9 protein-coding genes are annotated in these 13286 nt (G+C 47.7%); 3 read left to right on the top strand and 6 right to left on the bottom strand.

Annotated features, from left to right (window positions below; all coding sequences use genetic code 11):
• Nucleotides 1-265: 265 nt before the first annotated feature.
• On the bottom strand, nt 266-616 hold the full coding sequence (locus H6F86_RS13615; RefSeq protein ID WP_190449146.1) for a hypothetical protein: 351 nt from the start codon (nt 614-616) through the stop codon (nt 266-268).
• Nucleotides 617-1717: 1101 nt separating this feature from the next.
• On the opposite strand from H6F86_RS13615, the gene H6F86_RS13610 reads away from it, so the two are divergent.
• A complete protein-coding gene (locus H6F86_RS13610; protein WP_190449145.1) occupies nt 1718-4174 on the top strand; it encodes a serine/threonine-protein kinase in 2457 nt (818 codons plus the stop codon).
• A gap of 21 nt (nt 4175-4195) precedes the next feature.
• Here the strand turns inward: H6F86_RS13610 and H6F86_RS13605 are convergent, their stop codons facing one another.
• The 5 genes from H6F86_RS13605 to H6F86_RS13590 all read right to left on the bottom strand — a co-directional run bounded on the left by H6F86_RS13605 (nt 4196) and on the right by H6F86_RS13590 (nt 9656).
• Nucleotides 4196-4795, bottom strand: a complete 600-nt coding sequence (locus H6F86_RS13605) for a hypothetical protein (RefSeq protein WP_190449144.1) — start codon at nt 4793-4795, stop codon at nt 4196-4198.
• 20 nt (nt 4796-4815) lie between these two features.
• On the bottom strand, nt 4816-6039 hold the full coding sequence (locus tag H6F86_RS13600; protein WP_190449143.1) for a type II secretion system F family protein: 1224 nt from the start codon (nt 6037-6039) through the stop codon (nt 4816-4818).
• Between the two features lie 68 nt (nt 6040-6107).
• Entirely contained in the window at nt 6108-6272 is a 165-nt protein-coding gene (locus H6F86_RS31915; protein ID WP_206756038.1) for a hypothetical protein, read from the bottom strand.
• A gap of 35 nt (nt 6273-6307) precedes the next feature.
• Entirely contained in the window at nt 6308-7420 is a 1113-nt protein-coding gene (locus tag H6F86_RS13595; protein WP_190449142.1) for a type IV pilus twitching motility protein PilT, read from the bottom strand.
• A gap of 235 nt (nt 7421-7655) precedes the next feature.
• Nucleotides 7656-9656, bottom strand: coding sequence for a GspE/PulE family protein (locus H6F86_RS13590; protein WP_190449141.1), 2001 nt, complete (start codon nt 9654-9656; stop codon nt 7656-7658).
• Between the two features lie 558 nt (nt 9657-10214).
• On the opposite strand from H6F86_RS13590, the gene grpE reads away from it, so the two are divergent.
• Both grpE and dnaK read left to right on the top strand, forming a co-directional pair.
• A complete protein-coding gene (grpE, locus tag H6F86_RS13585) occupies nt 10215-11078 on the top strand; it encodes a nucleotide exchange factor GrpE (protein WP_347240311.1) in 864 nt (287 codons plus the stop codon).
• A 155-nt stretch (nt 11079-11233) separates the two neighbouring features.
• Nucleotides 11234-13165 carry a molecular chaperone DnaK gene (gene dnaK / locus H6F86_RS13580; protein WP_190449139.1) on the top strand — a complete coding sequence of 644 codons (1932 nt, stop codon included), beginning with the start codon at nt 11234-11236 and terminating at the stop codon, nt 13163-13165.
• Nucleotides 13166-13286: the final 121 nt, after the last annotated feature.

Raw genomic sequence — 13286 nt, 5'->3', positions numbered from 1 at the left:
GTAGCTCCCTGCAAAAATAGCTCGGTGCCAGGTTGATTCTTAGGCAAATGGTGGGGTAGTCCAATGCGGCTATTCCACCGTTCTGTTGAGTAACCTCCTGCTTAAATCCTTCTTATAACCATCGCTGTAAGTATTAAGACACAGCATCTTTGAGAACTGACTCCATCATGTGGCGCAGAAAGTCGTACTAATTTCTTAAATACCTATCAGCTACAGATAGCCCTTGGAAAATGGAGTGCTAACCCGTAGCTGAAGCAATAACCGTTTAGGTCATTGCCTCTAATTTTATCCGCATTAATAATCGTAATGTGTCTATGTCTTTGGGCAACTTCCAACGCAAGCCTAACTTGAAATGCTGCCATACTCGCTCATAAGGCTTTGCCCTGCTCAAGGCGTACGGGTTAATTCCTAATGTATGGCAGGGTTGAAACATAAAGATCATGTTGGTCGGAATCTGTAATCGTTTTGCTCTATGAACACCAGCTTGATCCAGTTGCATGATAAAAATGTAGCCCTTATAGCGCTCACTGCCTAAGCCCAAGAACACCTGGAAGCAATTGCTATTGAGATAGGTGAATTCATAGAAGAAGTGTTTGCCTGTAGCGGGTTTCACCATACCATAAAGAGTAAGTCGCCTTGAACTGCCATTGCACTTTGCCTTTAAGCTTGACACTCTTGGTGATGATCCTACGCCCACTAACGGTCTTGAAACCGAGTCTCGTCTCATCTTGGTAAAAACAGCGCGCCTGCTCACTTAGTCCCGGCATAACTACGGCATACTAAGCTAGCAACGTGAGGTTCTAAGCGAGCTTGTTTAGATGCCTCCCGATGGAGGCATCGGTATTCGCTACGCTCACCGACGCGCCATTTTCAGTAAGGTTTTGAAACTGTAATGCACCAGTTGATGCACCGTTTTGTAGAGAGCACTTAGGTTAAGTTGCGTCTCTAACCACTGACAAATCTCACCGTAGCTGGGTTGAAGTCCTCACTTTGGTGCCAACCGTTGGTTAAGTGCCTCTTATGCCCACTGAGGAATGCTTTGCGTCCCGTTTAGGGTGAATGGGTGAGCATAGCGGCGAGACCACCAGTGCAATATACGCGGAGCCACTCTTGCACGATGACGCGATGGTAACTAAGTAGGGTCGGTAGACTAAACTGTAGTTGTCTGCCCAGTCTTGAGCAGATACAGCAGTTGGATGCGTTCTATTCTCAGAGGCAGTCTTTTGGCTGCGAAGCCATTGTTTCAAGTCTATTTCCGTTTCAGTGACCTCGAGCTTGCAAACGCCTGCCATGTCTGCTAATTGAACCCAACTGCTACTTTATACCATCTGTAGCTTAGCCTTGAAGAATTGGTAGAAGGGAGAATAGAAGGCAGTGATAGGAAGAGACAATGCCCTCTATTCAACATGCGCTCAACCAAAACTGATTGCTATGGGCACTGACTGACTTGAACTGCTAAGCCAGAAACATCAGTGACCTTGATCTACCTTGCTATAATCTGGCTCATGTCAAGTGACTGCATAAAATTCGACCCCCAAAACTTTTAAGACATCCTTTTAGCGCTAGATTTCACCTGCTTGCCAGTTGCTTAAATCAACAGGTGATTGCCATTAATGAGTTAAGACTGATCTAAATTGTAGTAGTGCCCTCTATTGCCTGTTCAGCTACATTGGTCAATTGGGTGTGTTGCTTGAAAGTCCCTCATGTAAACCTGAAGATGGCTAGAAAACTGCCGCTACCCAAAACAGAATCGCTGACTATTAAGACTCCTTCAACAACTAAGCGTTTAACCAACACACTGAAGTCTCGACTGCATGCGCCAGAGCCAGGTGGCTTTGGGCATTTTGCAGTGGGTGCATTGGCGATCGCCGCTGCTCTCCTAACTGCTAGCCAGTCCAATCTAAACCAACTCCTAGAGCGGCAGGTACAAACGCTGTTCTTTGAATTACGTGGTCCAGTTGCGCCGCCGGGGGATGTGGTTATTCTGACAATTGACGAAGAGTCAATTGCCCAGGGGACAAGCGTTTATACCAATGACCCCAAAAAATATGCGTTTTTAGAGCCATTGCAGAGATGGCCCTGGAATCGGCTAGCTTATGCCCGTGCGATCGACCGTTTAATGGCAGCAGGTGTGCGCTCAGTGGCGATCGATTTAATTTTTGATTCTCCCAGTAGCAGTGCTGCTGGTGATCGTGCCTTTTTACAAGCGTTACAGCGGCACGCAGGACGAGTAACACTGGCAGCCCAATACGAAGAGACTAATACGTCGCAAGGTATGCTAACGCAGCTCTTGGGACCGCATGATATGTTTCAGACCAAACCAATGTCAGTCGGTCTGATTAATTATTCTCTTGAGCCGAATAGCCGCATTCATCAACTAGGTAGTCAATTTGCACGACAGATGGCGCAAACGAACCCCTCTAAACCACCTCAGGAGTGGTTGATTGGTTCGCAGTCTGTGATGCCATCATTGGCAGAAGCCACGATGCGAACGTCTCAGCTTCTGTATCCAGCACCGCAGGGTGAGAATATGTTTTTCTATGGTCCTGCTGGCACCTTCAAGCAGATATCTTTTTGGCAAGTACTTGATCCTGCTACATGGGAAACGTTAGTACAACGTGGCGCGTTTAAAGACAAGATTGTGCTTATTGGACCTACCTTTAGCTTGTCCCAAGACTTCCATGCTGCACCCTTCTCAGACACTCCTCTGTATCGTCAGCCTATATCTGGGGTAGAAATTAACGCGAATGCGATCGCCACATTGCTAGAGAATAAATCGATCGCCGATGCGATCGCTAATGCTCCACTTCAAGGCGCTTTTGTCTTTGTGATCGTTATAGCCGCGGGCTATGTTCAAAGCCGAGCGAAGCGAGCCTTACGACGCTTTGCGGCAGCAATGGGCATTGTTCTCCTATGGGGTAGCTTTACCTATATTGTGTTTACCCAAGGTCGGTTAGTTTTACCAGCTGCAGTGCCTATGAGTGCCATCGCCCTCACCGGCACTACTTATCTTTTTATCGGCATTGTGAGCGAAAAAGTAAAACTTCGCCGCACTATGAAAGACTATGCAGGCTCACCGCTGATTCAAGAAATCATCAGCAAAAGTGAGCAGGATGATTTGAAAGATTTACTGCCCGAATATCGTGAGCAAGAGATGTTTGGGAAAAAACTTGCAGGGCGCTACACGATCCGAAAAGTACTTGGTTCTGGTGGTTTTGGCGAAACTTATATTGCTGATGATACCCAACGACCCGGTAATCCAGCTTGTGTTGTTAAACAACTTCGCCCTAACAGTAACAATCCTAAACTTTTTCAATTGGCACGACGGCTGTTTAAGCAAGAAGCAGAAACGCTTGAGAAACTTGGTAAGCATGAGCAAATTCCACAGCTTTTGGCATATTTTGAGGAAGAGCAAGAGTTTTACCTCGTCCAGGAATTTATACCAGGGCAACCCCTCAGCAGTGAACTTTCACTTGGCAGACAGATGCCAGAATTTAGGGTGGTAACGATTTTGCAAGAGCTGCTGACAATTCTTACATTTGTCCATAGCCATCATGTCATTCATCGCGACATTAAACCGAATAACATTATTCGTCGGCAATCTGATGGCAAACTCGTCCTGATCGACTTTGGAGCCGTTAAAGAAGTTAGTCAGTTAGCCGCAGACGAGGGGCACACGGGCATGACAGTTAGTATTGGCACTCAAGGCTATATGCCCAATGAGCAATGTGCAGGCAACCCTCGATTCAATAGTGATCTTTACGCTGTGGGCATGATCGGCATTCAAGCCTTGACTGGCTTATTACCTAGCCAGTTAATGCAAGATAAAAGCACAGGCGAGATACCCTGGAAACACCGAGCGCAGGTCAGCTACGCCCTTGCGGGAGTGCTCAATAAAATGGTGCGTTACGACTTTAGAGACCGCTATCAGTCCGCGACAGAAGCACTCCAAGCACTGAATAGTCTAGGCGACAACGTGTTAAAGCCATCCACCCCACTAGCTAATCCTTTACCACAACCTGATCCGTTGCCACTCCAATGGGAAGCGGAGACTGATACACCTGATGCACCGATCTCGGCTTCTACTCAGCCTTGGCCCGCAACTTTTGGGGATGCCAATTCTTATGTACCAACGACAGAAGCGGCGGCTGAAAACGACACCAACTTAAGTTGATATGCATCCTACCGCTAGAAATTAGGGTTCAGTCTCAGCATTGTCGCCTGCTATAACTTCCGTCGCTACAGGCTCGGACAGTTTCTCCCCATCAGCAGTAAGCGTGGGTTGAATCACGAACGGTAAAAAAGCACCTTTCAAGCCTCGTTTGATGCGTTCAGGCGTTTCTTCAAAAACGACAAAGAGGGGATAGGTGTTGTCTGCCCCTTCACTCAAAATGTGCTTATAGCGCAATGGCAGTTCCCACTCATAGCCACGGCTCAACACTACCTGCGTTTGTCGCCATCGGCTAAGTAAATCAGAGAAATCCTCCTGTGATCGATGGATAAAAACAAAAATCTCTACTCCAGTTTTAATCTTCCACTCTGGATCGCACATAAGAATCGCCAGATCGCACGGCAGACAGAGGGCTTCCGTGCCTGTACCCCCTGGACTACTAGCAGCATTACCGTGACGAAACCTGACGATCGGCAACGGGATCGTAATTAGGCTCTCATCAGGACGACGCATACTAGGCAGCATTTCGAGATAAGGGCGATACTGCTTAAGCAGGGCGATCGCCCCTAGTGCATCGCAACACTCAGCCAAAACTGCTTCGTAGTGAGTTCGGTTAATAGACATACTTTCGCTGACGATCAGACCTAGCCCAGCTTTTCAAAGACTGCAAACATTGGCAAGTACATTGAGAGCAAAATCGAACCAACCATGCCTCCCAAAAAGAGGATCATAATCGGCTCCATAATGCTGGTCAACGCTTTCACTGCTTGCTCCACCTCATCCTCATAAAAATCTGCCACTTTCATCAGCATTTGATCGATTTCTCCTGTTTCTTCCCCAATGCTGATCATCTGAATTGCCATCAGTGGAAAAACCTGCTCTCTCTGAAGCGCAATACTAATCATGCCGCCTGTTTGAATTTCTCGTCGTGCTTCATCCACCGCGTTAGCAATAATCTGATTACCCGCTGTGTCACGTACAATTTCTAAACAGGTCAGAATCGGTACGCCTGATCGTGTTAATGCACCAAACGTACGGCAGAAGCGAGCAGTAGCGGTCTTTTCGATTAAATCGCCAAACAAAGGCATTTTTAAGGAGAGACGATCGATCGTTTCACGTCCCACTCGCGTTTTGTAGTATTGCTTGTAAGCAAACATACAGACGGGAATGATAACGATTAGGATCAAAACTCTGGGGCTACGTAAAAATTCACTAATTGACATCATTACCCGCGTAAACAGTGGTAGCTCGACCCCAATATCTGCAAAGATATTTGCAAAGACAGGCAGCAGAAACACCGTCATTGCCACGAAGATGATCGTTGCCAAGACTCCTACCACTACGGGATAAGAAAGCGCCGCCTTGATCTGGTTTTGTAGTCGCGCTACGTCCTCCAGCAGTTTTGCTAAACGGTTTAGCACCTCATCCAACACACCACCGACTTCACCAGCTTGAATCATTGCGACATAGAGGTTGTCGAAGCAGCCAGGATGCTTTCGCATTGCATCTGAGAGGTTCATCCCTTGTTGTACATCAGCACTGATATCTAGTAGAGCTGATTTGAACTTAGGGTTTGTGCATTGTTCAGATAAAACGCCCAGCCCTCTCACCATTGCTACGCCCGCATTAACCAGCACAGCAAACTGTCGGGAGAACACGGCTTTGTCTTTGACTGTCACCTTCGCCATTGAAGCTTGGAACTTCTTCATGTCGAGGTTGAAAGATAACCCTTCATCTTGTTTCAAGTCTTGAATGAACAGACCCCTTTCTCGCAGAGCCGTACGGGCATCACTAATGGTGTCGGCAACGATTTTTTCTTTCTTAGCGTTTCCTTTAACGTCCTGAACACGAGCAACGAAAGTAGGCATAGTGGATACCAAAATAGCAAAATGATTAAACCGATAAACCCGCACGCTCTTAATCGACTTTTAGTACTTCAGGCACTGCTGAGAATGGTACCGAGGTAAGCGTACTTTGAGACGTTGATAACAGATTGTACTGCTGCAAAAAAGCGATCGCTCAACGAACAAGGAGCCAAAGCGGCTAGCGTCCAGTTAAGAATGCCTCTAAAGAATGACAAACCTTGAAAGCGATCGCTCAATTAACTTTAGCTGTCAAAACACAGAGGATAAACTACTAGCGTCTAGCGGCTCCAGCAGGCGCTGCACCCGCAGGCGCTCCACCGATAAGCCGCTGAATTTCATCAGGACGTGATGTTTTTGACATCGCAGCTTCAAAAGAAATTAGACCCGCTTTGTACTGGTCAGCAAGTACCTTCTCTAGGGTTTGCATCCCGATCTTGCCCCCCGTTTGAATCGCAGAGTAGATCTGAGCCGTTTTGCCTTCTCGGATCAGGTTAGAGATTGCAGGTGTAATAATCATGATTTCCTGCGCCATAATCCGACCATATTCACCTGGTTTAGGGTTTTTCTTTGGTACTAGAGTTTGGCTAAAGACCGCTACAAGCGAGTTAGACAACTGAACTCTTACCTGTGTCTGCCGCTCGGAGGGGAAAACGTCAATCATCCGGTCAACGGTTTGCGAGGCTGAACTAGTATGTAGGGTGCCGAAAACAAGGTGCCCTGTTTCAGCGGCAGAGATGGCAAGAGAGATAGTTTCTAGGTCACGCATCTCACCAACGAGCACAATGTCAGGATCTTCACGCAGAGCGGCTTTGAGGGCGTTGGCAAAACTCTTGGTATCTTCGCCTAACTGGCGCTGGTGTACCAGGCTTTTAATAGGTTCGTAGACAAATTCGATCGGGTCTTCGATCGTCAGAATATGTTCAGCACGGGTACGGTTGATCAGGTCGATCATGGCAGCCAGAGTGGTCGTCTTACCAGAACCAGTGGGTCCAGTTACCAAGATCAAGCCTCTGGGTTTTTCAGTCATGTCGCGGACAACATCTGGAAGACCAAGTTTCTCAAAGTTAGGGATCTTTGAGCTGAGCGCTCTTAAGCAAGCGGCGTAGGTGCCTCGATCTTTATAGACGTTGACCCGGAACCGTGCTAAACCGCGTACCCCATAGGAACAGTCTAGCTCCCAGTTTTGCTCCAAATTTTTTCGCTGCGTGTTGTTGAGCATACTGAAAATCAGCCGTTGACATTCTTCAGCCGTAAGTGACTGGTCGCCGATCGGCTGCAAGTGACCGCTGATGCGAAAGTACGGTGGTAGACCAGCCGTCAGGTGCAAGTCGGAGCCACCCATCTCGATCAACTGCTCCATCAGGTCTTCAATCATCAACTCCATAGAGCTTGCTCCTTTGGGAAATGGTTTAGTGCATTGTCGATCGTCTGCCATTAAGGGAACGATCGCCTGATCTAGAAAATGATCACGGGTTCAAAGAATGTGAACAGCTAGGCATATAGTCTACCCATTCATCATGCCTGAACCCTCAGAGTTGAAATGACTTTTTTGCTTTAATGAGCGTGCTTGCCAACCAAAAGCTAACGATAAAGAACCAACTATTTCCTAAGTTCAATTCTTAATCCTGAAAGCGTTGGGTCATACAGTACGGACAATCGATCCACTCCTGTTTGAGGTCGGCGCTGCAAACGCGGCAAGTCAAGGCAGACTTACGCTTGGCGCGTAGTTCAGCTTCCAAGCCAGTATCAGTAAAGGTAACTCGTTCAACCTCCTCAAGCGTTGTTTGACCAGTGCGAACAAGATTCAAGCTATACGCTAATAGCGTTTGCATCCCCTCTTCGACGGCAACCTCTTTGATCGCTTCAGTCGGAGCACCATCAGTGATAAGGTTTTGCAGCCGTTCAGTGATCCGCATAACTTCATAGACACCAGAACGTCCTTTATAGCCAGCCCCACCGCATTTGGCGCAGAGTTGGTTGCGCGCTCGCGCTTCCTGAATTTCGTTTGGTTGTAAAAAGTTAGCTTTATAAAGCGTCAGCTCACCTTCACTAGAAGCAGATAAACCGAAGCGGGCTAACTCTTCCCTGGTAGGCGTGTAAGGAATACGGCAATCACTACAAACGCGGCGCATTAGACGTTGTGCCACTACTCCCAGTAGAGCACCAGAAACCATAAAGGGTTCAACGCCCATTTCATCTAGACGGGCGATCGCGCCCGCTGCATCATTAGTATGCAGTGTCGTTAACACTAAGTGTCCGGTCAAAGCCGCTTCGATCGCTGTCTTGGCTGTCTCTCGGTCACGAGTTTCACCCACCAGAATTACATCTGGATCTTGACGCAGAAAAGCTCTCAGAATGGCAGCAAAGTCCATCCCCTTCTCTCGAATAACCTGTACCTGTGTCAAACCAGGTAAGGAATATTCAATCGGGTCTTCGGCTGTGCTGATATTGACACCGGGATCGTTACGTTCTGCTAACGCCGAATAGAGTGTAGTCGTCTTTCCAGACCCCGTTGGACCGGTCACCAGAATCAAGCCAAAGGGTCGCCGCACCATCTCCTGCACAATTTGCAGCGATTCCGGGTCAGTAATTAATTTATCCAACCCTAGCTGCGTAGCAGAGTTGTCAAGAATCCGCAACACAACTTTCTCACCGTAGCGACTTGGCAGTGTGTTAACCCGGAAATCCACTTTGCGACCGTCATAAATACGGCGAATTCGACCATCCTGAGGTGCGCGACGTTCAGCAATATCGAGTTGGGCAATAATCTTGAAACGAGCCGTAACAGCGGGAATAATCTTTTTAGGGAAGGGTTCGGCAAATGGTTCTCTCAACACACCGTCTTTGCGAAACCGCACACGCAAAGTTTCTTCCTGCGGCTCAATATGGATGTCTGAAACACCTTCCTGGAGCGCCTTGATCATGATCTTGTTAACTAGGGCGATGACAGGTGCAGCTTCGGCATCTGAAACATCCAGGTTGGCATCATCTTCATCAGGGGCATCCTGCAAATCCAGGTAGCCCAACCCTTCAAGATCCTTGTTGACATCAACTTTGGACTGATCTTCTAGTTGCTTATCGCGCTTCTCTTTCTCGTCTAGATATTGATTAATAAGGCGGCGGTAATCTTCTACCGTGATGACGAGCCGCTGTAACGCCAATCCTTGAGGGCGCAAGCGACGATTCAGGTCATCCTGAGCTTGCAGGTTATCTGGGTCAACCATTGCCACCAGCACAAATGGTGGCTGATTGTCACTTTTGGAGAGCGGTACAAGGTTATAACGACGGCATAGATCGATCGGGATTAGCGTATCGATCAACTCGCTCACTTGAGTGCTAGTAATCTCGCTGACTTCAGGGTCAAGTGACTCTACACCATAAAGAATCTTCAACTCAAAGAGCTGCTGCTTCTTATACTGACGGAGTAGATCAGGCGGCAGTTGCTGTCCTGTGATTGACTCCAGCACGTCGAGCAGCGCTTTGCCAGACTTGCGGCTTTCGATCAGCGCCTGTTGCATCTGGGCGTTGTTGACGTAGCCAGACTGGACGAGCTTGTTACCAAAGGGAGAAAAATTATTTTGAACGACGAGCGCACGACGTGGAGAAGAAGAGTTAGTCATAGCGAGTTGAAGAAGGTCTCCTGGTTTACTAGAATATGCCCACAAAACTTACAAAGAATCTCTAAAGCACTGTCTACGTTTTTCGGCGATCGCCCTACAGATCTGCTTCTTACCAACTGTGACGCTAAGACTAAGCAACGATCGAGGTACCAAAACTGATTGCTAAATTATGCTTACTAACTGCTGAATCGAAAAATTACTAAGTAGAAAAACTACTACCACCCGTCTACGCGCATCGCCTATAGCTACATGGCATAACTAAAGTCGCTGTGTGAGAGTCCGGGAGGAAACCGCGATCGACTAAGCCATAAGTGAGTTAGCCGTAACATATATAAATGAAACCATTAGGCTCGGCTACCTAACCTGGCTGATCCATGTCAAATTTTAACTTGTAAAAATCATAGCCCCTACAGCCTAGTTCGTCAGACGTTTGCAAGGTGTTTCATTTGAGTTCGCATGCGATCGCGGAGTAATTAGGCTGCATAATGCATCTGACTCACTTTAGACTCGATACAATACTTTGTATCGATGTGAGGCACAAAGCGGCATCTAGCATTTGTGTCGCTACGCAGATTTAGAGGCGTTCAGACGAATTTCTGCCATCGCTTCATTCTCAAAGCGTATAGGATTAAGTCTGGTAGCCGACCAAGCAGTCTTGAGGATTGGGATGAAACAGCAATGATTGATGAAGAGAATCAGCATGAGAGTGCACAAAGTTCAACATCTGGCACGTCAGAGTCCTCGGTGAATGCCGTTGATGCCCCGCTTCCAGATGGCTTTGGTGGAGAGCCTGCAATTGACTCTACCCTAACCGATAGCGACGTGACGGATATTCCTGTCGAGAACGCACAGGCTACCGTCGTGAATGAAGAACCGCTTCCGAGTCAAGGTGGTTCGGCTGCATCAGCAGAGAAGGACAATGAAATCAATCTTTTGAGAGCGCAGCTAGAAGAGCGCACTGGTCAATACGTACGTATTGCTGCCGATTTTGATAACTATCGCAAACGTACTCAGCGAGAAAAAGAGGATCTGGAGCTACAAGTAAAATGCTCAACGATTAATGAATTGTTGCCAGTAGTTGATAACTTTGAGCGCGCTCGATCGCACATTAAGCCTCAAACGGAGCAAGAAACAACAATTCACAAAAGTTATCAAAGTGTTTACAAGCAACTAGTCGATTGCCTCAAACGGATTGGGGTGGCACCAATGCGCTCTGAGGGCAAAGAGTTTGACCCAGCTCTTCATGAAGCTGTCATGCGCGAGCCGACCGATCAGCACCCTGAAGGCACAGTGATGGAAGAACTAGTCCGTGGCTATGTCTTAGGTGAACGTGTGCTGCGCCACGCGCTGGTGAAAGTTGCTGCTGCCCCAGAGCCCGTGATAACCTCTGAGGAGACTGATCAGAGCGGTGCAGAAACCTAATTTTGCTTGATACGTTTAATTTCAAATTAAATTTGGGAATGCTTGAAACCAGCACAGGCGAATGCCGTTTTCGTTGAAGAACATCAGCTTGACTCTTTGTCTGTGCTAGTTTCAAGCACTCACGTCCACCCCACGTATTCTTACCGCCACTTGTTATGGGAAAAGTCATTGGTATCGACCTGGGCACGACAAATAGCTGCGTTGCTGTTTTAGAAGGCGGTCAACCGATTGTCATCTCCAACTCAGAAGGCGGACGAACCACACCAAGCATGGTTGGCTTTGGCAAAGCTGGCGATCGACTCGTTGGTCAACTTGCTAAGCGGCAAGCTGTTACTAACGCTGAAAATACCGTTTTTAGCATCAAACGCTTCATCGGTCGTCGTTGGGAAGACACTGAAATGGAGCGATCGCGCGTTCCTTACAATTGCGTTAAGGGCAAGGATGATACGGTCGATGTCCAGATTCGTGGGCGCAACTTTACTCCCCAAGAAGTCTCAGCAATGGTGCTGCAAAAGCTCAAGCAAGACGCTGAGAATTACTTGGGCGAACCCGTTCAGCAAGCTGTAATCACTGTACCTGCTTACTTTAGCGATGCTCAACGCCAGGCAACTAAAGATGCTGGCACGATCGCAGGGCTGGAAGTCTTACGGATTATCAACGAGCCAACGGCAGCTGCACTTGCCTACGGTATGGAAAAGCAAGATCAAGATCAATGCATTTTGGTCTTTGACTTGGGCGGCGGCACCTTCGACGTATCGATCCTCCAAATGGGCGATGGCGTTTTTGAAGTTAAAGCTACATCAGGCAACAACCATCTGGGTGGCGATGACTTCGACGATTGCATTGTCCGCTGGATGATTACTAGCTTTAAAGATCAGGAAGGCATTGATCTATCGATCGACAAAATGGCGCTTCAACGGTTGCGTGAGGCGGCTGAGAAAGCAAAGATCGAACTCTCAGGTACACTCACAACCTCGATCAATCTACCGTTTATTACAGCTGATGAAACAGGACCCAAGCATCTAGAAATGGAGCTGAATCGCTCGACGTTTGAAGAATTGGTCAGCCATTTGGTAGAAGGTACCATTAAACCAACGGAGCAGGCACTTAAAGATGCTGATTTAACCATTGATGCCATCGATCGGATCTTGCTAGTAGGTGGCTCTACTCGCATTCCAGCGGTGCAAGATGCCATTCGCAAACACTTTAACAACAAAGCACCGGATCGTTCAGTAAATCCGGATGAAGCGGTCGCATTGGGTGCTGCTATTCAAGGCGGTGTTTTAGGCGGCGAAGTTAAAGATTTGCTGCTGCTTGATGTAACGCCTTTGTCTTTGGGGATCGAAACGCTGGGTGAGGTCTTTACCAAAATTATTGAACGCAACACGACTATTCCTACCAGTAAGACCCAAGTGTTCTCAACAGCAACGGATGGACAAACGTCTGTTGAAATCCATGCTCTTCAAGGCGAACGAGCAATGGCAAAAGACAACAAGAGCCTGGGTAAATTCCAACTTAATGGCATTCCTCCAGCCCCGCGCGGTGTGCCTCAAATCGAAGTTTCGTTTGATATCGACGCAAACGGCATTCTTAAAGTAGCTGCGCTTGATAAAGGTACAGGTAGAGAGCAGAGCATTTCAACCACTAACACGGGTGGTTTAAGCTCCAGTGAGATTGAGCGACTTCGTCTTGAGGCAGAACTCTTCGCTGATGAAGATGAGCGTCGCAAGAAACTCGTTGCGTTTAAGAATCAAGCAGACAGCTTGTTCTACAGCTATGAAGATACACTGCGCGATGCTGGTGAATTCATTGCAGATGACCTTAAAGCGCGGGCATTGGAAAAAGTGACGGACTTGAGAGCCGCTGTTGCTAATCCCACGATTTCGCCAGAAGATTTCAAGCAACGCCTGGATGCTCTGCAAGAAACTCTATTTGCGCTTGGTGCCTCGGTTTACCAGCGCACTGAAGCCACTGAGGACGATGATGCTACCCACGTTAGCTCCCCGAACGAGGCAATTGATCCAGAGGATGATTACAGCTTTGAAAACGATGCTACTGTTACAGCCGATTATGAGGCTGTAGATTAGTTAAGGTATAGGAGTGGTTGATCGAAGGTGATGGTAGAAAAATCTGTCTAAAGCCAACCTTCTAGACCCAGAACTTAGCCCCCCGCTCTAAAAAACTCTTTACCCCTCGCAGCAGCATTCT

The organism is Phormidium sp. FACHB-592, assembly GCF_014695795.1.
In the GTDB taxonomy this organism is placed as follows: domain Bacteria; phylum Cyanobacteriota; class Cyanobacteriia; order Leptolyngbyales; family Leptolyngbyaceae; genus Stenomitos.
Note: the sequence above shows the minus strand (reverse complement) of the source record. Positions and strands in the feature narration are given on the sequence as shown.